This is a genomic window from Cardinium endosymbiont of Sogatella furcifera (assembly GCF_003351905.1).
GTDB lineage: Bacteria > Bacteroidota > Bacteroidia > Cytophagales > Amoebophilaceae > Cardinium.
Genome location: NZ_CP022339.1, coordinates 396724 through 419032, shown reverse-complemented (window position 1 = coordinate 419032; position 22309 = coordinate 396724). Strand labels below are relative to the sequence as shown.

The 22309-nt window shown below is 39.5% G+C and carries 15 protein-coding genes and 1 tRNA gene; 10 read left to right on the top strand and 6 right to left on the bottom strand.

Translation table 11 applies throughout. The features are described 5' to 3' along the window. Positions 1-46: 46 nt before the first annotated feature. The gene (gene uppS, locus CE557_RS01810; protein ID WP_114909911.1) at positions 47-979 is read left to right on the top strand and encodes a polyprenyl diphosphate synthase; all 933 of its coding nucleotides are present in this window, start codon (positions 47-49) and stop codon (positions 977-979) included. An 81-nt stretch (positions 980-1060) separates the two neighbouring features. On the opposite strand, the gene CE557_RS01805 is transcribed toward uppS, so the two are convergent. Next, the gene (locus CE557_RS01805; protein ID WP_114909910.1) at positions 1061-1783 is read right to left on the bottom strand and encodes a BPL-N domain-containing protein; all 723 of its coding nucleotides are present in this window, start codon (positions 1781-1783) and stop codon (positions 1061-1063) included. Between the two features lie 260 nt (positions 1784-2043). On the opposite strand from CE557_RS01805, the gene CE557_RS01800 reads away from it, so the two are divergent. Together CE557_RS01800 and CE557_RS01795 are read left to right on the top strand one after the other, a co-directional pair. Beyond that, positions 2044-3183 (top strand): M28 family peptidase, encoded by a 1140-nt coding sequence (locus CE557_RS01800; RefSeq protein ID WP_162789938.1) that lies wholly within the window; start codon positions 2044-2046, stop codon positions 3181-3183. A 73-nt stretch (positions 3184-3256) separates the two neighbouring features. Next, complete coding sequence (locus CE557_RS01795) at positions 3257-5113, top strand: DNA topoisomerase IV subunit B (protein WP_114909908.1); 1857 nt, start codon at positions 3257-3259, stop codon at positions 5111-5113. Positions 5114-5175: 62 nt separating this feature from the next. Here the strand turns inward: CE557_RS01795 and CE557_RS01790 are convergent. Further along, positions 5176-5247 (bottom strand) — tRNA-Arg (locus CE557_RS01790). Between the two features lie 170 nt (positions 5248-5417). On the opposite strand from CE557_RS01790, the gene ruvC reads away from it, so the two are divergent. Beyond that, complete coding sequence (gene ruvC / locus CE557_RS01785; RefSeq protein ID WP_223245914.1) at positions 5418-5999, top strand: crossover junction endodeoxyribonuclease RuvC; 582 nt, start codon at positions 5418-5420, stop codon at positions 5997-5999. A gap of 79 nt (positions 6000-6078) precedes the next feature. Here ruvC and pheS read toward each other — a convergent pair whose 3' ends face one another. The 3 genes from pheS to leuS form a co-directional block, all read right to left on the bottom strand. Continuing rightward, positions 6079-7098 (bottom strand): phenylalanine--tRNA ligase subunit alpha, encoded by a 1020-nt coding sequence (pheS, locus tag CE557_RS01780; RefSeq protein WP_114909906.1) that lies wholly within the window; start codon positions 7096-7098, stop codon positions 6079-6081. A gap of 10 nt (positions 7099-7108) precedes the next feature. Beyond that, positions 7109-8722: a hypothetical protein gene (locus CE557_RS01775; RefSeq protein ID WP_114909905.1), complete on the bottom strand. Its 1614-nt coding sequence runs from the start codon at positions 8720-8722 to the stop codon at positions 7109-7111. 659 nt (positions 8723-9381) lie between these two features. Then, on the bottom strand, positions 9382-12162 hold the full coding sequence (gene leuS, locus CE557_RS01765) for a leucine--tRNA ligase (protein ID WP_114909903.1): 2781 nt from the start codon (positions 12160-12162) through the stop codon (positions 9382-9384). 408 nt (positions 12163-12570) lie between these two features. Here leuS and CE557_RS01755 point away from each other — a divergent pair, with 408 nt between their 5' ends. The 5 genes from CE557_RS01755 to CE557_RS01735 all read left to right on the top strand — a co-directional run bounded on the left by CE557_RS01755 (position 12571) and on the right by CE557_RS01735 (position 20026). Then, positions 12571-15609: a hypothetical protein gene (locus tag CE557_RS01755; RefSeq protein WP_162789937.1), complete on the top strand. Its 3039-nt coding sequence runs from the start codon at positions 12571-12573 to the stop codon at positions 15607-15609. A gap of 25 nt (positions 15610-15634) precedes the next feature. Next, positions 15635-16666, top strand: coding sequence for a UDP-N-acetylmuramate dehydrogenase (murB, locus tag CE557_RS01750; RefSeq protein ID WP_114909900.1), 1032 nt, complete (start codon positions 15635-15637; stop codon positions 16664-16666). 173 nt (positions 16667-16839) lie between these two features. Beyond that, the gene (gene pssA / locus CE557_RS01745) at positions 16840-17526 is read left to right on the top strand and encodes a CDP-diacylglycerol--serine O-phosphatidyltransferase (RefSeq protein WP_223245913.1); all 687 of its coding nucleotides are present in this window, start codon (positions 16840-16842) and stop codon (positions 17524-17526) included. A 28-nt stretch (positions 17527-17554) separates the two neighbouring features. Continuing rightward, positions 17555-18547 carry a tryptophan--tRNA ligase gene (gene trpS, locus CE557_RS01740; protein ID WP_114909898.1) on the top strand — a complete coding sequence of 331 codons (993 nt, stop codon included), beginning with the start codon at positions 17555-17557 and terminating at the stop codon, positions 18545-18547. Positions 18548-19249: 702 nt separating this feature from the next. Then, the gene (locus tag CE557_RS01735) at positions 19250-20026 is read left to right on the top strand and encodes an ankyrin repeat domain-containing protein (RefSeq protein WP_114909897.1); all 777 of its coding nucleotides are present in this window, start codon (positions 19250-19252) and stop codon (positions 20024-20026) included. Positions 20027-20217: 191 nt separating this feature from the next. Here CE557_RS01735 and CE557_RS01730 read toward each other — a convergent pair whose 3' ends face one another. Next, a complete protein-coding gene (locus tag CE557_RS01730) occupies positions 20218-20835 on the bottom strand; it encodes a carbonic anhydrase (protein ID WP_114909896.1) in 618 nt (205 codons plus the stop codon). Positions 20836-21278: 443 nt separating this feature from the next. On the opposite strand from CE557_RS01730, the gene pdhA reads away from it, so the two are divergent. Beyond that, positions 21279-22307 (top strand): pyruvate dehydrogenase (acetyl-transferring) E1 component subunit alpha, encoded by a 1029-nt coding sequence (gene pdhA / locus CE557_RS01725; protein WP_114909895.1) that lies wholly within the window; start codon positions 21279-21281, stop codon positions 22305-22307. Positions 22308-22309 lie beyond the last annotated feature (2 nt).

The following is a 22309-nucleotide window of genomic DNA, read 5'->3' as shown; positions in this document are numbered from 1 at the left end:
AATGGTGTTGGATGCTATTCATTTAAGGTAAAAAGAAGCTTTTCAGATGCGTAACCTGTTTGCTGTAATGACAGATAAAAAAAATCCATTTTCCCTTATTGTAGTGAATCTATGTAGCAAAGTATTTATAGTCTGTGCCCTGCTATTTACCCTACTACCTGGATATACTTCTTCAAATCAGTATGATGCCAGCCCTTCACCTAGCTTACAAAAAAAACCAAGGCATGTTGCCATTATTATGGATGGTAATGGCCGATGGGGGAAAAAAGCCATAGGGGATAGATCATATGGACATAAAAATGCAAAAAAAGCGGTCAATGAGGTGATAACTGGATGTTTGGAGCAAGGCATTTCCTATTTAACCCTGTATGCTTTTTCTACTGAAAATTGGAGTCGCCCCGCGCAAGAAATAGATACCATTTTTAGAGTGATTACGGAAGGTATTGCTGAGAATATCCATCTATTTTCTAAATATAATATTAAATTTCGTGTGGTAGGGGAGACAAAGGGGATACCTGATTTTTGCTGGGAAAAATTAAACGAGGCCATAACGCTTACCAAGGATAATACTAAATTACACTTAACTGTTGCCATCAATTATGGCGGCCAGGCGGAAGTAGTAGCTGCCTCTGAGGCGATCGTTAAGGATGCTTTGCATAAAATAGTGCATGAATTTCTCAATAAGGGCTTTGATAGCAATTCCCGTTTTGAGCATTTTATAAAATTTGCACATGATTATCATATTAAAATTACACCAACTATATATAAAGAATATTTAAACACAAGGCAGTTGCCTGATATTGATTTGTTGATACGTACAGGTGGTCAAAAACGCATAAGTAATTTTTTGCCCTGGCAATCTGCTTATTCAGAATTGTATTTTACAGATTTATATTGGCCAGCTTTCAAGAAAGAGGACTTGATGGAAGCCTTAACTTTTTTTCAAAAACAACAACGAAACTTCGGTGGCGTTGTGTAGCATAGTCCAGTAGCCAAGCAAGGCTTCCATGTAGTCGTAAAGTGTACCTATTGCCTGAATGCTAGGTATCAGCAAGCAGGTTTACTGAATGGATACTAGGGCTAATAGATCCTTCAATAACTTAATTCTTTGTCTGTTATACTTTTTTAAAGTCTTTTGAATAGACTGAAGCGATGGCGCTTGCATCATGTAAGGATCATATTCTATATGGACACCACTTAAAATGGCACGCCCAAGGCCATACTTACACTGTATTATGGCTGCTTCTCCATGTTGATAACGGGCTAGTACAGTTGTATGGTCCACTTTGTCTGCATCAACAAAATAGCCTCCACCATTATAATAAACATAAGATGCTTGCGCATCTGTAGTTATGAGCACACGTGCAGCAGATGCACCTTTATAGGATCCATAATAATAAGGTGCTAATACAGGGCCTTTGACTACGCCTTGAAATAAACCCAGTGCTCTAGAACCTATAACCTCAATAGGTGTTCCTGGTGCAAACACGAGGTAGCTCCCACTGTAATAACTACCTGCGCAGATGCCTAAAAAGTTTCCACCACCTGATAGATAATCTTGTATCCGTTTATTTCCTTGATGCTGTAAGCTTTGCATATAATAGAGATCTCTGCCTCCTGGTAAAATGAGTAAACGTACCCCTTCCAGCCCATTCCCTTCTATGATTTCTGAAGCAGAAATATAACCTACTCTATAATTGGGGGGTATATGCAACTTTAAGCTATATAAACAGTGTTGCACACTTGTTTTAGAAACGCCTATGTCGTTATATATTTTAATCACTTTATTATTACAATCAATCCGTATAGTGCTATATAAACGTATAGCATCCTTATTTCAGGAGATCAGCATTAGACCATACATGGTCGGTGCAATGTAAATTTTTTGTAAAAAATATAATATTCTATTACCTTGCCAATTTAGCATCTCCTTGTATGGCAAGTAATCTGTTAAATTAACGTTTTATATAGCAAAATAGTGTACATGACATCCCTATTTTATTCGGTAAAGGTATGAGTAGGTATAGCAAATGCGTAACAATTATGCGTAACAGTAAGGTGTGTAGGCCCTATTTAAGTTTTGCTACCCTATGCATGGGCTGTATGGGCATTATTTTGAAGTTTGTACCCCTTGCGCATGGCGCATGTATAAATCCACCTGTACAAACAGGTACAACCATCTCGAGGATGTCAGACGCAGCACTAAAGAAGAACTTACAGCGGCATATAGCTTATTTATCAGAAACTATTGGTCCAAGAAACATAGAGAACCAAGTATGTTACCAAAAACTGTGTCAAGCCGCTCGATATATTGATCATGCCTTTAAAGAGATCGGGTACCAACCTAATATAACTACGTATCGTGCAACCTATAACCATCAAAAATTTGATGTGCAAAATATAGAAGTAGTTATTCCAGGTAATACAAGCATACCCAATGGTATGGATACAAAAAACAGTACACCATGTATTGTAATCGGGGCACACTATGACACGGTTTACGGAACACCAGGAGCAGATGACAATGGCTCTGGTATTGCCCTTTTAATAGAAATCGCAAGGCATATGTATGAGCTATGCACGCAATTAGAGGATAAAACAAAAATTAAGTGTACGATAAAATTAGTCGCTTTCCCTAATGAAGAGGCACCTTATAGTTTAGATGTGCAGACGGGCAAACCCTTTGGTAGCAATATGGGCAGTGTGCAATATGCCAAGCAAGCAAAAGAAAAAGGGGAGGTCATTATAGGGATGGTATCCCTTGAAAGCATCAGTTATTTCTCTAACAAGCCTGGCAGCCAAATCTATCCTTGGTATCTGAAATGGTTAAAATATTTTTATGGAGAGCAAGGGAACTTTCTTATCATGTTAGGTGATTTACAGTCCAGGGCATTTCAAAAGAAATGGATAGCCTGTTATAATCAAGTAAGGTCTGAACCATTTCCTATGCACCCTATCGTGCTCCCTGGATGGATGCCGAATGTTTACCGATCTGATCATGGTTCGTTTGCTTTAGAAGGATTTCCTGCTTGTATGATTACAGATACAGCTAATTTGAGAAATCCCAATTATCATCAAGCAACTGATACCATAGCAACTATAGACTTTAATCATTTCACGCAAGCAGCCCAAAATGTGATAGAAACTGTAGTGCATCTTGCCTTAGATGATCCGTCTACATAGGTTGGATGCTTTAGGTAGTGGGCAAACCACAACGCGTCAGTTGGTTTCAAACGTATCATAATTTCTATCTAATATGGCCATTCCTCATTATACAGAAGCAAATATCCGCTCCCTAGCCTGGCAAGAGCATCTCCGGTTGCGCCCTGGTATGTATATTGGTAAATTGGGTGATGGCAGTCTACCAGATGACGGTATCTACATACTCCTCAAGGAGGTTATAGATAATAGTGTAGATGAGTTTGTAATGGGCTATGGTAAAAAAATTGAAATAAAAATATCTGGAGACCAGCATGTTTCTGTGCGAGACTTTGGAAGGGGCATTCCATTGGGTAAGTTAGTAGACTGTGTGGCTAAAATCAATACAGGGGGGAAATATGATAGCCAAGCTTTTCAAAAGTCCGTAGGGTTAAATGGGGTAGGTATAAAAGCGGTTAATGCGCTTTCCGCTTATTGTAAAGTGCAATCTTTTCGGGATGGGTGCACCAAATCAGCTACGTTTTCTGCTGGCGTATTGTTAGAGGAATCAGAGATCCTAGCTACCCATGAGCCCAATGGAACCCATATCATCTTTAAACCAGATGGCGCTATTTTTAAGCAATTTTCTTTTGTGCCCCAGTTTATAGAAGAGCAAATTGCGCACTACACTTTTTTAAATACAGGGCTTATTATACATCTAAACGGTAAAAAATACCATTCTCGGGGTGGACTTTTGGATTTATTACAAGCTAAAACGGCACCTGAAACCTATGCTTATCCGATCATTCATTTAAAAAAACAAGATATTGAGCTAGCGCTAACCCACCATCATACACTTTCTAATGAGGTCTATTATACTTTCGTTAATGGGCAATTTACCCCTCAGGGAGGCGCCCATTTAAATGCCTTAAAAGAAGCCATTGTAAAAACAATACGCGAATTTTATAAAAAAGAGTTTGATGCTTCGGATATCCGTAGCGGATTAATCGCTGCGCTTTCCATTAAGGTGCAAGAACCTATTTTTGAATCCCAAACCAAAACAAAACTTGGTTCCCAACAGATGGGTCCTGAGGGCCCTACCATTCGTAGTTTTATTATAACCTTTATCAAAAGCGAATTAGATAATTATCTACACAAAAATCCATCTATAGCGGAAATAGTACAAAGGCGTATTTTTCAGTCTGAACGTGAGCGTAAAGAAACAGCCGGTATTAAAAAGTTAGTCCATGAAAAAACCAAGAAGGCGAATTTACACAATAAAAAACTAAGGGACTGTCATATTCATTTTAATTCCAAACATCCCAATCGTCTAGATAGTACTATTTTTATTACAGAAGGTAATTCTGCTAGTGGTTCTATTACTAAATCCCGTAATGTGGACACACAAGCTGTATTTTCATTGCGGGGCAAACCACTCAACTGTTTTGGGCAGTCCAAAAAACTGGTCTATGAGAATGAAGAGTTTAATCTATTACAGCATGCTTTAAATATTGCCAATGGACCAGATGGATTGCGGTATAACCAGATCGTTATTGCTACAGATGCTGATGTAGATGGCATGCATATCCGGTTGCTTATATTAACCTATTTTTTGCAGTTTTTTCCAGAATTAGTCTATAGCGGTCATCTCTATATATTAGAGACTCCCCTTTTTAGGGTACGCAATAGAAAAACGACGCATTATTGTTACACCGAAGCGGAAAAAGAGCTAGCCATCCAGTCACTGGGCGCACAACCTGAAATTACCCGTTTTAAAGGGTTAGGGGAGATATCTCCTGATGAATTTGCCCATTTTATAGGCGTAGCCATTCGGTTGGTTCCTGTAACACCAGCTGCCCATGCGGGCTTAGGGGATTTACTATCCTTTTATATGGGTAAAAATACACCAGAACGGCGGAATTTTATTATGAATAACCTTAGAATAGAGGGCGACCCTACAACGGCGTCCATTTAAAGGTGGCCTCATTGTACAATGTAAGGCTATTAGGCACTTTTAGTTTTACCCTGACAGTAGCGTGGTCTCGGCAGGAATCGAACCTGCATCAAAAGTTTAGGAAACTTCTATTCTATCCGTTGAACTACGAGACCGGTAGGCCACTAATTTAGGTGATTATTGACTTTTTTTCAACTATGTAACATTTTGTTGGGCGTGTAAGGTAACGCTTTCGGTAGATACGTTAGTTGTAGTGGGTTGCATGAAACAGGCTAGGCAGGTGCTATTTTAGATTTTTTACTTAACTTCAAGGCATACAATACCTTTGAACCAAACCAACCCTATGCGTGGAAGAATTATTCTAGGATTAGATCCTGGTAGTGTGATTATGGGCTTCGGTATTATTCAAGAAGCGGAAACAGGCAATGCGGTAAAATTAATAGAACATGGTGTTTTACAATTAAAAAAATACAAAGGACATATGTTACGGATGCGCCATATCTATTTACATATGATTGCATTGCTGCAAAAACATGCACCAGATGAGGTCGCCATTGAATCCATTTTCTATGGCACCAATGTACAATCCATGCTTAAGTTAGGTAGGGCACAGGGTGTAGCGATTGCAGCAGCCTTGGCTTGTGAAATACCTGTAACAGAATATGCGCCACGTAAGGTCAAACAAGCGGTTACGGGAAATGGAAATGCTTCAAAGGAACAAGTTGCTACTATGGTTGGCCATCTGCTTCATATAGCGACTCCGTTTACTTTTTTAGATGATTCAGATGCACTAGCCATAGCTTTGTGCCATAGTAAACAACGTCCATCTACTACTGCCAAGCCCCGCCATTGGGCGCAATGGGTGGCAGCGCACCCTAACAGAAAGATATCCTCATCATCTGTATGATGCCAATTTCTACACCACGACTTTTTCCAGGAGTGTTGTTCTTGTAACATAACAAACAGTGATTTGAACAGATATGGTGCTAACAGGCTACAAATTGACGTAAAAAAGCAAGGTGATTTTCAGAAAACAGCCGTAGGTCATCAATTTGATAGAGCAGCATGGCTATGCGCTCTATACCCATGCCAAAAGCAAAACCACTGTATGCCTCAGGGTCAATGTGGCAATTGGTTAAGACATGAGGGTCAATCATGCCTGCGCCCAATATCTCTACCCAACCTGAGTGCTTGCAAACCGTACATCCTTTGCCTGTACATAGCCTACAGTTTATATCTACCTCTGCACTGGGCTCTGTAAAAGGGAAATAAGAAGCCCTGAAACGCAGTTTGGTTGCTGGACCAAATAGGGTCTCCACAAAATGATAGATGGTACCTTTTAAATCACTGAAGGCCACATCTGTGTGAATATACATCCCATCCACTTGGTGAAAAAAGCAATGCGACCGTGCAGAGATTGCCTCATTTCTAAAGACACGTCCCACAGCAATAGATCGAATGGGAGGTCTTTGGGCCGTGCAGGTTGAAATTTGTACAGAAGTAGTATGTGTGCGCAACAACTGATCTGGATTACGCTGCACAAAGAATGTATCCTGCATATCACGTGCAGGATGATTGTCAGGAAAGTTCAATGCGCTAAAGTTATGCCAGTCATCTACAATTTCTGGCCCTTCTGCAAGATTAAAACCCATGCGCTGAAATATAGAAATAATCTTGTTTTGAACAATAGTCAAGGGATGGAGGCTACCTATAGCCGGGCCAAAAGAAGGGAGGGTTACATCGCCTATGGGTTGCGCTGTAGAGGGCTTTGATTCTAATAGGCTTGCTGCACTTTTAAACTTCTTTTCTGCTTCATTTTTTAAACTGTTTAGCGCTGGACCCATTGCTTTTTTTTCTGCAATAGAAAGCTGCTTGAACGCCTCAAATAGACGCGCAATAGCTCCCTTTTTACTGATAAAATCGCGCCGAAAGCTTTCTAATGAGTGTTTATCTTGAATGGTCCAACTGTCAATTTTTTCCCGTAACTGGGCAATGCAATCCATCATAATATATAAATTACCATTTATATGCTAGGCCACCTGTAATGTTGATTTTTTTATCAGGATAACCGGTATAAGTAATATGCGTTCGGTTGAGTAAGTTACTAACCATTATAAATGCAGTCAACCTATTGAAGATAGCATAATCCACACCTAAAGAAAGGTTGATAGTCTTGTTGAGTGCAGTAGCAGTGCCCTCTATATTTTTTACAGTGGTTGGGCCATCTAGGTGTAGCTTACCATTTAGTAACACTTTTGCATGCGGTTTATAGAAGAGCGCTTGCTTGAATTTGTATACAGGTTTGTGGTACCACCAGACGGGATACGCTTTATCATCAAAATATAGGCGATAGGTTCCTTGTATAGTGGTGCCTAATTTCCCATTAGGCAGTCTATAGTCGAGCAGGCCTGTGGCCTTGCATAGATTATAGTCCGATGGATGATAGGCCAATTTAATCTGGTGCGTTGTATCAGATAGGATTCTAGACTGGTTTTTAAGCCGCTGATAGACTATATGTAGGTGATACGTACAATGGGGTGTAACAACCCCTTTACTACCACCATACAGCTTGAAGTATTGATGCTGGTGCGATAGCTTCCAATTGGAAGCTATAAAAGGATTTTTAGCTACTAGGTCATGTAGGTGCAATGGAATGACACTGCCCCCTACCCCCATGCCCTTTATGCCCATATAAGGAACAAGCCAGGTTGCCGCCATATAGGCTATTTTGGCCATAGGATAGAGATCAAAACGAGGTATTTTTCCAGGAATTGGGTCATTATGATAGGCCATTCGTAGGCCAACTTTGAGCTGCATCGGCTTAAACAAATGTAAATAAAAGCTTGGCGCAGTTGACAAAATGAAACGGGTTTGTTGGATGCGATCATTTGTATAGCCAGCTATATCGTTGTAACTAGCTACTTTTAAAGACCAATTATCTAGCTGCTTTACCCATTTATATTTTAGCGTTAAGAGCTGTTCGTTGATCTTTTTATCGTGATCCTTAAGTACATGTAGCCTTACTTGTCCATCCTGCATGGAGGATGCGTTGGCTTGTTTAACCCATAGGTTGGCCTGTACTTGATGTAGCCTACGGGTATCCGTTATGGTATCGTTATATTTGTACCAAGCATGTTGATAATGTATACTTGGCTGGAGCAGCCACGACTCTATGCTATATTGACCTTGTAGACCCAATGCAGCTTCCCTGGATTTTTTGTTCCATAACTCTGGAGTAAAAGCTATCGACCAAATGGATCGCCCAAAGCAGCAGTTGGCTAATCCAACTTCTACATAAGGGAGTAGCAATGACCCAATGCCTAGCCTCCAGTAGTGGTTAAAGGTAGGGCTATTTCCTTGCGCTGCTAAACTAAATGGACGATATGTTTCAGGTGCAGGCTCAAATGCCATATCTTCTAACGTTAGCGCTTGGATGGTGGCCAAAGGCTTATTCGTGCTTTTTGTGGTGCGCGTGGGCGCTTTAAAAAATAGTCTTTGCTCCTGGTTGACTCTATTATTTTTTTGCTTTTCAATAACAAATTCTGCATCCTTGATGGCCTTAGTTTCTGCATGGCATATAGCCACAGGTAGCCAAAAAAATGAAGCAATAAATAACCAAGTGTATTTCATTTTACTGGTTTTTAAAGAAAATAGGGCATTTATATCATCGTAATATGCCGATTAGCATAACTATAGCACCAGATGGTGCATGCTTCATACCACATCAAAGTTATAAATTATTTCTAGGTATAGAAATATAACCTATAATAAGCTTTCCTGGCTCAATTTTTTACAAGCGTCAGTTTTTCTTGGTTAACGTTGTCAGAAGTCCGATGATAGATATATTATACTTTTAATACAAATTACAATGCATTGTAATTGCCCTATAACAATAACTACTATTTCCCTTAAACTAAACCAGATTAGGTACAGTAAGCACTATGCTTTATGTGGTTCCTAGTTGCTCAACCATTTTTTTATAGGCGACAAACTTTTTGCAAAAACTTATACAACAATCCTTTCATTTTAGTGCTGCTAGGAGGGTACTTGGGTATTCCTTTTTCACAATTAAAACGCCTGTCTTGTTGTAAGATTTCCTCTGCTTCTTTGTTGTCAAAATAGCGCGCACAAAGATAAGGCGTTAGCTGCTGATCAGCCTCATTGTTCAATTTACATTTTGGATGTGTATCTAGATCTTCACGTGTAAGCAGTAATCCGAGAAGATCTTTATTGAAGTATTCTTTAGTGCATAATAAAAGCAATGGAGCAACGATCCATCCAGGGAGATGTTATACAACTATATTCACCATTTTGTTAGGCACCACTACTACCTTTTTAGGCGATTTTCCGGCCACCCATTTTTGAATCGCCTCATTGGCCAATACGGCTTCTTCTATAGTCATAGGCGGTAGATTAGATTCAAAAACCATCTTAGTGCGTACCTTGCCATTCACTGCAATAGGGTAGGTAAAACTTTTTTCCTCTAGATAGGTCTCATCCCAAAGTGGAAAACCAACCGCTTTAATGCTGTCTGTTTTGCCTATCGTTTCCCATAGCTCAGCAGCTATATAAGGTGCAAAAGGCTCCAACAGTAAAATAAAGTCGGCTACAATAGAGGGCGTTACCCGCTCACAAGTTGCTAACCTATTCAGGCAAATCATTAAACTACTTATCGCCGTATTAAAAGAACATTTTTGAATTGCATGCGTTACATTTTTAATCGTTTGATGCATGATTTTAAGCGTGATCTGGTCTAGCGCAGTAGTCGTCCAGGTAGCTTTTGCACGATGTACAAAACGCCATGCTTTGTTTAGAAAACGGAAGACTCCTTCTATACCAGATAAATCCCATGGTTTAGATTGTTCTAATGGTCCTAAAAACATCAAATACAAACGTAAAGCATCAGCGCCATATTCGGCGATCACCTGCTCTGGGTCCACTACATTGTGTTTCGATTTAGACATTTTTTCCATTTTACCCCCACATATATATTTCCCCTCCTCTAGCAGGAAGCATGCATCCGCAAACTCAGGACGCCAGTTTTTTAAAGCTTTTAGGTCTACAACCTCTTTTTCGACAAATGCTGTAGGAATATAGATCGGCATAACATCATATTCCGCTATAAGGCCAGCACTTACAAAAACATTTTTATCTTTTAAGCGATATACTATGGCGGTAAGTTTCTGAATGAGCCCTTGATGGAGCAATCTTGGAAATGGTTCATGCATTGCAATATGACCCAAATCATATAATAGTTTGGTCCAAAAGCGTGCATAAAGCAGATGCCCTGTGGCATGTTCTGCGCCACCTATATAAAAATCTACTGCTTTCCAATAGGCTTCTTTTTCTTTGCTCAGAAAGGTTTCTGTATTGTGTGGGTCCATGTACCGCAAAAAATACCAACTAGAACCCGCCCAACCTGGCATCGTATGGAGGTCTAAAGGATAGCCTTCTGGTGTAGACCAGTTGGCTGCATTACCCAATGGAGGCGCACCAGATTGATTAGGGGTATAACTACTTACGGCTGGTAATACAAGGGGCAATTGAGACGCAGCAAGTGGATAAGGGAGTCCATTGTCCTTGTAATATATTGGAAAAGGCTCCCCCCAATATCGTTGCCGACTAAATATAGGATCTTGCAATCTATAGTTCACCTTATACCGGCCAATCTTTTTTTGCGTAAGTATTTGGACCGCTTTTTTAGCAGCTTCCGATACGGAAAGTCCATTTAAAAAATCAGAGTTAATCATCTTACCTTCAGGGGCTTCGTAGGGCCCATCTTCTATCAGTACCGTACTTTCTATTACAGGTAAGGTTAATAAATCAAAAGATTGCGCAAAGATATAATCTCGTTTATCATGCGCAGGCACCCCCATAATCGCACCGCTACCATAGTTAGGTAGTACATAATCTGCTACCCAAATGGGTAAGGGGGCTCCTGTAAAAGGATGAATAACACAAGCACCTACAAACACACCGCTTAAAAAATTAGTTTCTGCAAGACGGCTTCGCTCTGAACGGTTTTGTGACTGTTCGATATAGGTCATAAGTTCTACATCACCGGTTTGTTTGGCCATAAAATACACCCAAGGATGCTCAGGCGCTAAGGCTATAAAGCAAGCACCAAAAATGGTTTCTGGTCTGGTAGTAAAAACCGTAATCGTTTCGCCACGTTGTCCTTGCACTCTAAAGGTAATTTCTGCACCTTCAGACTTACCCAACCAGTTGCGCTGCATCTCTTTGGTAGAAAGAGGCCAATCTAGGAGGTCTAGATCGGCGCGCAACCGTTCTGCATAGGCGGTCATACGTAAACTCCATTGTTTCATCTTTTTGCGTGTCACTGGATAACCGCCTCTTTCAGAAAGCCCATCTTTCACTTCCTCATTGGCTAAAACAGTGCCCAACCCCTCACACCAGTTGACCATGCTATCCTTGAGATAAGCCAATCGATAGTGCAATAGCTTGGCCTGTTGTTCTGTTTCAGTGTATGCACCCCACTCTTCAGCTGAAAAAATAGGTGTATGGTCATCACAGGCAGCTTGCACTTTGGTATTACCGTGGCGAACAAATTCCTGAATCAGTGCGTCAATAGGCGCTGCTTTTTGTGTAGCGGTATTGTACCAAGCATTGAACATTTGTAAAAATATCCATTGTGTCCACCTATAATAAGCAGGGTCACTAGTATTAACGGATTGATCCCAATCGAAGTCTAAGGCCACTTGATTCAGTTGTGCGGTATATTTTTCTATATTTTTTGCAGTGGTAATGGCAGGGTGCCTGCCGGTTTGGATCGCATGCTGCTCAGCAGGCAGGCCAAAAGCATCAAATCCCATTGGGTTCAGTACATGGTATCCGTTATGTTTATAATAACGAGCCAATATATCTGAAGCCACATATCCCATATAATGCCCTACATGGAGGCCTGATCCTGAAGGGTAGGGAAACATATTTAGTAGGTAATATTTGGGCGCATCGGTAGTAGTACAAGACCTACTACTTATAATAGATTTTTGTTCTTGCCATCTATTCTGCCATTTTTTTTCTATCTCCGTAAAAATATAAGGTTGCATTTTATTGTGATTCAGTAATCAGTACAATCAATCTCCATTGCACTATTGGGATGCCTCTTGGTAAGGGTATGGCTTCATCTGAACAATGGTATGCTTTGCTTCTGTTTCTATAGCTGCTAAGTTACCTATTTAGTTTAAAACTAATAAGCAAACATACAAAGTTACCAATATTATTCATTGAATATAATCGGGTTACATATCTTTATTTTGTAATGGTTGGGCAACTGGTAAGATATTCTACAGCTTTGTACAAAGCTAAATTGGGCTGCTGGAAAGCAATATATTTCTACCATTTTTATACATTTATAGGAAATATGGCTATGGATTAATATAAAACCATCAAGCATAGCTACTAAAATAACCTTTGCGCTATACATGCGCTATGCGGATATTATTATTTACGTTTATATGTTTCTGTATCATTTACGTTGCATTTGTTGGCCACAAAAGAAGCAGCGCGCTTTTTGGGCTATTAGTGCTTTGCTATACTTTCTATTCTTTGGCTTGGCTACCCAAGCCAGGGCAATACAAAAAATTGCAACCCCTCATTTTAGTATATTCTTTGATAAAAACACCACCAAATCAGCGCAACGTATAGCCAATACGCTGGAAACGATCTATAAGCCTGTATCTAAAACGTTGGGCATCTATCCTAGTCCTCTTCGTTTGCTGCTTAACAATCAATCTACTGAGCTGAATGCATATTTTAAACTGCTGCCGCGCCATATATCTTTTGACACCTTATACAACTCCAATCCCTATTTTGTCGGCAATGCCGATTGGTACGATATGCTATGTATACATGAGCTGAGACATGCAGTACAACATAGTATTGAATACCATAGTACACCTGTTTGGCTTAAGTTCCCCTATTTTGCATGGAATATGGTTGCGGTGTGCGGCGTTGACAGCTTTTTTAAAGAAGGCGATGCAGTCGGTATGGAAACTGCGCTTTCAAAAAGTGGCCGAGGGCGTTTACCGGGCTGGGAAAAGATATATAAGGTTACCCTGCTAGAGCGTGATCCCGTTAGTTTTAGCAGGCAAGTCTTTGGCTCTTTGAAATATGAGCTGCCATCTGACTATCACGTAGGGTATTATTTCACTACACATATGCGCAGAAAGTATGGGGCGGATGTCATCAAGGCTATTTTTGAAAAAACCATGCAGGGTGTGCCTTATTTTGGCTTTCACCATGCTGTAAAAAAGGTGACTAAAAAGTCCATCCCCACATTATATAGGGAGATGAACCAAGAGCTACGCGACCGTTGGCAAAAGCAGTTAGAAGGATTAAAAATTACGCCTGCTACCCAGCTTACCGTTAAAAAGCCAAATGATAGCTTTGATTATCACAACCCATTTATGGATGCATCGGGTCGCCTTATGGCCTGGAAGATAGGTATAGGATTACGTGCTCAACTGGTCCACGTTAAGCTTGCACCTGCTGATGGCTTAAAAAGAGCTGCTGTATCTTTACGCAAAGACAAGACGATATTGCACTTTATGCCGAGTAGCCTTACACCTACTGTTTTTGACATAGGCGAGGGGTGTGCCGCTTGGCTGGAAACATGTAGGCATCCTTGGCAAGGGAATCGGCAGACCATTCGCTTACAATATTATGATTTTGCAAAAAAAAGCAGACGCACCCTTGCCTCAAGCAGCCGATATACTGCACTAGCTATAAGCCCTAGTGCTCAGCAACTCGTTGCGGTAACAACTGACCAAACAGGGAAACATTTGTTGGTTATTTTAGAGACCAAATCTGGTAAGGTCATCAAAAAAATAGATAACCTGGATGAAGGGTATTATTTAACCCCCAGTTGGTCTGGTGAAGATCACATCCTAGTGGTGAAAACCAAGGACCAGCAAAATAGTATTTTACGGATTCATGTGGCGACCAGTAAGGCAGAAACACTCTTGCCTTACACCTACGAGCATAGAAGTTCCCCTAAAATCTATAAAGACTATTTGCTCTACAATAGCGCCTATAATGGCATCGATAATATTTATGCAATGCATTTGCCTACAAAAGCTTGTTTTCAAGTTACCTCACGAAAATATGGCGCCTATTTAGGTAGGGTAGATCCTCTATCCAATCAACTTATTTTCAATGATTATGGTAAAAATGGCATGGAGATAGCTGCTATGCCTTTTGATCCCCTTTTGTGGACACCTTTAGAGGCAGTAGAGGATCGATCTGTAAGGTACTATGCGCCATTGGTTGTACAAGAACAGAATAGTGATCTATTGACAAAAGTGCCTGACCATCGATATCCCATTATTAAGCACCACTTTTTAAACGAGTATTTTGATCTGCTTGGCCCAGAAGCAAAAGAACCAAGTTGGCATGATAGGGGTATTAAGGTTATACTTTGTCAGGTTGTAGACTTAGAGGATAAACTTAACATTGCGCCCTATTTTTACCAAAACTTTAATATCCTGAATAAGGTTAGAAATACTGTATATAAAACAACTGAATTAGGCTTAAAAATAAAGTATGCAACCTTTTATCCAATTTTGGACATAGATATTAAAGGTACTAGGTATAAAAACCCAGTGATGACTCAGGTTCTAGAAAACCGGAAAAAGTATAACGTAGCTCGAAATATATTGGCTAAACATTTGTGTAGCCATGAGTCAGATTACATAAGTGACACCTTTTGGGAACCTACATTAAAGTTAGGTATAAAATTCCCTTATTATTTCACGCTAGGCAGTTCTTCAGGGGAAGCCTATTTTAAGGCTGAAGTGGAGCTAGAGCGATGTGATGAAGATAAAAAAATAGCTCATACTGAAATATATAGTTTTAATATAACCCATGCCTCATCTTTGAGTAAAAGAGATCTTTGTTCACCCTGGTACCAAAAACTTTATATAAGTTTTGCGCGTGCAGAAAAGTATTCTCCTTTATTGAGGGAATGGGAAAATATATTGATTTTTAATCCTCAATTTTATATCCCAGGGTTTGGTGATCATCATTATTTTTCTTTAGATTTAGCTATTCGACGGTATAAACCACTAAGTAATCACCTGTATCTAACCTATGGCTTGCCTTTAGTTTATAAAGAGTCTCCTATACCGCGTTGGGAACAATATCTGCATCTAACGTATGGATTTCCTTTAGCTTATCCAGAGTGTGGCATACCGTTGTTCTTATTTTTAGAGAAAATATGGATGGAGTGGTATGGTTATACCCCCAAAATAGGGGCGTATGACCATACGCTCCAACGGGCTGCTCTGTCTACTATAGGTAGAAATTTTGATACCATAGGTGCCAAACTTCATTTAAAATGTAGATTTTTATCTAATCGGAATATACCTTATGCAAATATTTCGGTAGATCTTCCTTGTTTAAAGAAACAGCATAATAATGATAAATGGGTGTTTCAATTACCAATGCCTATTTTTGGTGTAGCATTCCATTTGGAGGCTAGAAAGGAGGTGGAATGAAAAAGAAGTGTTATTTCTTGTTTTGATGATGCATGGTCCATACCCTTTACAAGCACTCCATAGCTTCAAGCTACCTACATTTGCTGCTGGTTACATTCAGCTGCATCGTCTAAGAGATATAGCAGATTTTTGTGCTACAGTAGATCTAAAGCGTACCCATTTTTATATCCTAGGTGGTGGCAGCAATACGCTATTTGTTAGAGATTTTCCTGGTTATATATTGCATGTGCAACTGCCCGGTATTGAAGTAATAGCAGAAAAACGCCATAAAGTCCTGGTGAAGGCTGCGGCAGGTGTCCCTTGGCATCAGCTTGTCTTGTTTTGTACTACAAGAGGGTATGGAGGCATAGAAAACCTATCCTTTATTCCGGGGACGGTTGGTGGCGCACCTATACAAAATATAGGGGCATATGGTGTAGAACTTAAAGAGGTAGTGGATAGCATTGAAGCCATTGCATTAGCAACTGGGGAAAAAATAGTTTTTAAAGCCGAAGCATGTGGCTTTGATTATAGAACTAGCTTTTTCAAAACAAAATGGCGGAACCAATATTTAATTACAAGCCTTACACTAGCTTTACATAAAGAAGCAAGATATACTATAGAATATGAGGCCATCCAGGCCATGCTGGCAAAGATGGGCGTTAAACAGTTGTCCTTTCAAGCGATAAGCGACGCCATTGTTGCCATTCGAAAACAAAAACTGCCCGATCCTGCTGTTTTAGGCAATGCAGGCAGCTTTTTTCAGCATCCATTGGTAACTATAGCGCATTACCAATGGCTGAAGCAGCAATATCCCTCATTAGTAGCTTTTCGCACGCAAAACCAAGACCAGATGAAAATCTCAGCAGCTTGGCTTATAGAAACAGCAGGTTTTAAAGGCTTGCGCATGGGCAATGCAGGGGTCTATCCTTTACATGCACTGATACTCGTAAACTATGGAGGCGCTACTGGTCAAGATATTATCAATTTAGCTACCCAAATCGTACAAAAGGTAAAACGTCAGTTTCATATCACCCTTGTACCAGAGGTGAACATCGTAGGTGAGGCAATAGGGTAATACATCCATGGGAGCGGCATAACATCAGTTTAGCAAGGTTACAAAAAATAAAAACCTCCTAATGGTTTTCATATCGAATATAAATCCATTATATTGCCAGCGCTAGTGACGCGATAATAATCATAGACTATACGAGTTTGTTGTAAACTACTTTAGTATGAATGCATAACAGTATGAAAAAATATATTCCCAATTGTTTATCGGTTTTAAACCTAATCAGTGGTACAATAGGCACCCTATTGGCGCTAAAGGGAGAGCTAGTATATGCTGCGTATAGCATCTTTATAGGTGCTTGTCTGGATTTTTTAGATGGTTTTACCGCAAAGCTGTTGCATACACAATCTCCCCTTGGTAAGCAATTGGATGCATTAGCAGATCTGATTACCTTCGGTATGTTGCCTGCGGCTATCCTTTATATGTTAATCACAACCTATGAAAGTTGCCCTTATCGTCCTTATGCCGCTTTGTGCATGGTGGTTTTTGCTGCGCTTCGGTTGGCTAGGTTTAATGTCGACGCTAAACAGACCCATCAATTTACAGGATTGCCTACGACAGCTAATGCCATGCTAGTAGCTACCTTACCTATAATTTTAAAACGTGCCCTTTATCCGGCTTTAGTCAATGGTTTAACACAACCCCTGGTACTGCCTTTATTAACCCTGCTACTTGCTTATCTATTGGTTGCTCCTATTCCATTTATAGCTTTGAAGTTTCAAGGATTTTCCTGGCAAACGAATCAGGCGCGTTATTGTTGCATTGTGCTCGGAGTGCTATGCATCGTTGCCATGCATGCGGAAGGTCTTTTTTTAAGTATTTGGTTATATATATTGCATGCTTTATGTAAAGTTAAGATAAGATAAAAATGTGTTTCATTAAAGTTGCATAAGCATGAAGAAAAAAATCTTAACGGGTGATAGGCCAACTGGCAAGCTCCATTTAGGCCATTATATTGGCTCCTTACAAAATAGAGTTAAATTACAAAGTGTATATGATCAGTATATTCTAGTAGCAGATCTACAAGCATTAACGGATCATTTCGACCATCCCGAACAAGTGACCCAAAATATTATTGAAGTTGCCAAAGATTATCTAAGTGTTGGGATCGATCCTAACCAAACAACTATTGTGGTTCAGTCTCAAATACCAGAAATTGCAGAGTTAACAATCTATTACCTCAACCTGGTTACCTTGGGACAATTGCATCGCAACCCTACCGTAAAGTATGAAATACAGCAAAAAGGATACGATGAGGCCATTCCAGCAGGCTTTTTTTGTTATCCGGTCAGTCAAGCGGCAGATATTACGCTATTTCAAGCGGAACTGATCCCAGTTGGGGATGATCAATTACCTATGATTGAGCAAACCAATGCCATTGTTAGGCGTTTTAACAGGCTCTATCATACCAATGCTTTAAAAGAATGTAAAGCAGTGTTGAGTAAAACATCCAGGTTAGTGGGGATAGATGGCCAGTCCAAGTCCAGTAAGTCATTAGGGAATGCCATTGCCATTTCTGATCCACCAGCAGTGATCAAACAAAAAGTTTTTCAGATGTATACCGATCCTAACCACATTAAGGCAAGCAATCCTGGTCGTGTAGAAGGGAATGTGGTTTTTGCCTATTTGGATGCCTTTCATAGTGATCAAGAAGCCGTTTCTGACTTAAAAGCCCACTATAGACGTGGCGGATTAGGTGATGTAACCCTTAAAGATATCTTAAATGATAGCTTGCAACTTCTATTGGCACCTATCAGAGAAAAAAGGAATAGTTTGGATGCTAAAATGATCAAAGAAATCCTCCACCAGGGTACGGAAAAAGCAGCTCAATTGGCAAAGGAAACGATTAAAATGGTCCGAGAAGCTATAGGTATTCAATCTTTTTAGTTATTCCTTCGTGTCTATTCACGACATTGGCGCTGTCCATTTAAGTGTAAATATATAACCTGAAATATATTTGCATAATCTTTTCAAAAGCCCCCTTTTTAGTTTGGCATTTTCGTAGCTTAAAGCTTTACTTTCTTTCTGTAAGGAATTTATTTTACTCTGCTGCTTGAAAGAGTCAGTTAGTAGATATACCATATCGGCTAATTATTAATATCTAGCTGATTAGAAAATTTTGGACAGTATGTTTATTGCATGTTAACCTCTGATTCGCTTCACGTAAAGCTTGATTTTTCTTATTTAAAAATCTATTTTCTTCCATATTAGGAGACGAATATGTATTTAATGCCAAAAAGTTACAGGTAACTACATAATTGCATAGATACAAAATCCAGAGATTGTGAATAAATTTAGGAAATTTACATACTATTTTTATTTGATTAAAAGATGCTTTTTTAAGCGTAACCTTTCTATAGTTCCCAACTTAACTGTGGCTTGTTTGCAATTCTATTTATTTTTTTGTATCCATTATATAGGTTTTAATTGGGGCAAGTAGTTGAGAGAAGTTGTATCTTCTATTACGTCTCATTAAATTGTTTTGCCCTACCTAAGGGCAAGCGAATAGAGGAATAGGTAGCATGCCAGATATGCATGGAAGCAATTCTTCTTAAGTGATTATATGATACCATTTAAACATCGAATGTTATGAAAAAGTACATACACTATAAAGCAAGCCTCTCTCTTGGCCTATTAACCTTTGGCAATTTATGTGCTTGTGCAAAAGTAAGTAAGGGCTATGCGGGGGAGATAAGTACTGTGAATCCCACGTTTACTAATCTAACACCTCAACTACCGGCTCTAAAGGAGGATAATGGTTTATCTAGTCCATGGCACCCAAATTTAGAAGTAGTTTTGGATGCAATAAAGAGTGGCTATAATAAATATGAACAAGGTCCTGATCCTAAGCTAAAAAATGCTATGGTGTTATCTAAAAAAATATTAGGCGATCTTATCGCGCGTAATTTTTCAAAAGAACAGATAGAATATTATAAGAGCAAAGGACTAAATATTTTAGAGGCAGTGGACGATAATGGAAGAAATTTATTTATGCATGTATCTGAGGAATACCTCTCTGATAGGGATAAACGCCGTACCAATGACTTCAAAGCGCTTGAACAAGCTTTTAATTGCTTATTAGACTTGTATAGTAAGGAACCATCGGGAAAGAAACTAAATCACCAGGATAATAATGGGGACACGGTCCTACACATCGCAGCATATAAGTTTAATTTCAGTACAATGCAAATTTTAATCCAAGCAGGTGCAGATCCATCTATTCAAAACAAACAAGGTTTTACTGCAAGAGCCTTTTTAGAGCAAAACAGTAATTCTGAGCAACCAAAATATCCTAAAAGCGATATGGATGCTTTGATAGAAAGCACATTTCAAGCCAATTCGAATATAACCTGCAGTATTATGTAAAATAATCCAGTGTAGCAATGCTAAGTGAAAAAGAGAAAAAGTTTCGTGTCTATTCACGATACTGGTTAGTAAAGCATTTTTAATTTGTATCTGGTTACGTTACTGGTTGATAATGAATTTTATTCCACTTTTTTCTTGATTTGGATAGCTCCATTCCTACAGCCATATGACTATGCCGTGGAAAAAATAATTTATTCCGCTAAAGGCAATAAAGCTTGATAGGTTTTTGTATCATGAGCATACGTATAAATTTGCCCTGTTTGGATATCAAAAAACCATAAATGCACCGTAAGCTTTCCGTTGCGTACCCTTGCTTTAATCCAAGGGAAAGTCATGCAATTTTGATAAGATTGTGTCAAGGACAGTTTGGCATAATCATCAGCTTCATATTGCCTAAAATCAGGCGTTTTTATTAAAGAAACCCAATTGGTAATAAAATCATCTTGCTGTAGCGCTTCACTGGCTAGTAAAGCTTTAATCCCACCACATTGACTATGACCAAGTACAATTAAATGTGCTACATTCAGCAAACAAATGCCAAATTCTAAAGCAGCACTTGTACCATGGTGATTTGCATCCTTTTCATACGGAGGGACAATATTGGCTACATTACGCACCACAAACAAATCACCCGGATCACATTGCAATAGTAAAGCCGGATCTACCCGCGCATCACAACAAGCAATGACCATAATTTTAGGTTGTTGCCCATTATGATGTAACCCATACATAATAGATTGCTCAGCATGCACATATTTATTTCTAAATGCTTGGTAACCTTTTAGTATTTTTTTAAAATCATCTTTCATAGGCTTCTTTAGAGCTAAAATAAGGTAAAGAGTCTACTGCCCGTGTAAGGTTTACTTTGACTTGCGTGTAACAGTAAGCACAATACAAGGGCAAAATAGTAGGATGCTACAGACTTTTGCTTAGATTTTGAGCATGTCACATATAAATGTCTACAATTAGGCATTCCCTGTAAAATTTAGCACAATTGGTGCATAGATAAAAGTTGGCTACACCTTTCAGCCGATGGCATGGGTTAAAAGATCCCTCATTGACTATCTAGCTATATTTTATTCCTGCCAGTGTGGTTTTAACAGGCGATTTTCTTTTGATTTTTTATAACTACTTGGGTAACTTTGTTGCATGATAGGGCGTATCCTTCTAAATTGCTTAGGGAAACGTAAAACAGTCCCTATGGCCTAGGAGGTAAAAAACGTATAAAACGATAAGCAATTAAAGTATAACCATGGTCTCATCAACTATAGCGCACCCTCCTTTATCACCTATTGATGCAGCAGATCTTTCACCTTTTTATCCACGATGGTATGAGATGATGTTGTTGATACGTAAATTCGAAGACAAAGCAGCCCAGCTCTATGGGCAGCAAAAGATTCGAGGATTTTGTCACCTTTATACAGGTCAGGAGGCTTGTATAGCTGGTGCCGTTACGGCACTACGGGAAGGAGATAAATACATCACGGCTTACCGTGACCATGCCCATCCTATTGCATTAGGAACAAACCCTGATCATGTAATGGCTGAACTCTATGGGAAAGCGACAGGGGTTTCTAAAGGGTATGGTGGGTCCATGCATTTATTTGATAAAGCCCGTCATTTTTTAGGTGGCCATGGCATTGTGGGTGGGCATGTGCCTTTAGGGGTAGGTATTGCTTTTGCTGAACAATATAAGCAAACCGGGAACCTTTGCATTACCTTTATGGGAGATGGAGCAGTGCGGCAGGGTGCTGTCCATGAGGCTTTCAACTTAGCCATGCTTTATAAGTTACCCATTATTTTTGTAATTGAAAATAATGGGTATGCAATGGGTACTTCAGTAGAGCGAAGCTCTAATGTCACGGAACTCTATCGATTGGGTAGTAGTTATGCAATGGATGCAGAACGTATAGATGGATTATGTGTAGAATCGGTACACCGCTCAGTGGCGCGTGCTGCAGTAAAAGCTAGAAAAGGTATCCCTAGCTTATTGGAGTTTGTAACCTACCGCTACAGAGGCCACTCCATGTCTGATCCTGCCGCTTATCGTACGAAAGAAGAGGTAGAAGCCTATAAGGCACAAGATCCTATTCTTAAGCTTAAAGCGTTGATCTTAAATAAGAAAGGTATAGATGCAGCAGCACTGGAAATCATTGACCGCAAAGTAAAAGATCAAATTGCACAAGCAGTTGCTTTTGCAGAGGCATCTTCCTTTCCAGATCCAGCAACTGTTTATCATTATGTTTACAAACAAACTGACTATCCATTTCTTCAGCATTAAAT

Bases quoted from the DNA above. Each gene is read 5' to 3' on its own strand.
- uppS (WP_114909911.1), top strand. From the start codon at position 47: ATGCGTAACCTGTTTGCTGTAATGACAGATAAAAAAAATCCATTTTCC.
- CE557_RS01800 (WP_162789938.1), top strand. From the start codon at position 2,044: ATGCGTAACAGTAAGGTGTGTAGGCCCTATTTAAGTTTTGCTACCCTA.
- CE557_RS01795 (WP_114909908.1), top strand. From the start codon at position 3,257: ATGGCCATTCCTCATTATACAGAAGCAAATATCCGCTCCCTAGCCTGG.
- pheS (WP_114909906.1), bottom strand. From the start codon at position 7,098: ATGATGGATTGCATTGCCCAGTTACGGGAAAAAATTGACAGTTGGACC.
- CE557_RS01775 (WP_114909905.1), bottom strand. From the start codon at position 8,722: ATGAAATACACTTGGTTATTTATTGCTTCATTTTTTTGGCTACCTGTG.
- leuS (WP_114909903.1), bottom strand. From the start codon at position 12,162: ATGCAACCTTATATTTTTACGGAGATAGAAAAAAAATGGCAGAATAGA.
- CE557_RS01755 (WP_162789937.1), top strand. From the start codon at position 12,571: ATGTTTCTGTATCATTTACGTTGCATTTGTTGGCCACAAAAGAAGCAG.
- murB (WP_114909900.1), top strand. From the start codon at position 15,635: ATGATGCATGGTCCATACCCTTTACAAGCACTCCATAGCTTCAAGCTA.
- pssA (WP_223245913.1), top strand. From the start codon at position 16,840: ATGAAAAAATATATTCCCAATTGTTTATCGGTTTTAAACCTAATCAGT.
- trpS (WP_114909898.1), top strand. From the start codon at position 17,555: ATGAAGAAAAAAATCTTAACGGGTGATAGGCCAACTGGCAAGCTCCAT.
- CE557_RS01735 (WP_114909897.1), top strand. From the start codon at position 19,250: ATGAAAAAGTACATACACTATAAAGCAAGCCTCTCTCTTGGCCTATTA.
- CE557_RS01730 (WP_114909896.1), bottom strand. From the start codon at position 20,835: ATGAAAGATGATTTTAAAAAAATACTAAAAGGTTACCAAGCATTTAGA.
- pdhA (WP_114909895.1), top strand. From the start codon at position 21,279: ATGGTCTCATCAACTATAGCGCACCCTCCTTTATCACCTATTGATGCA.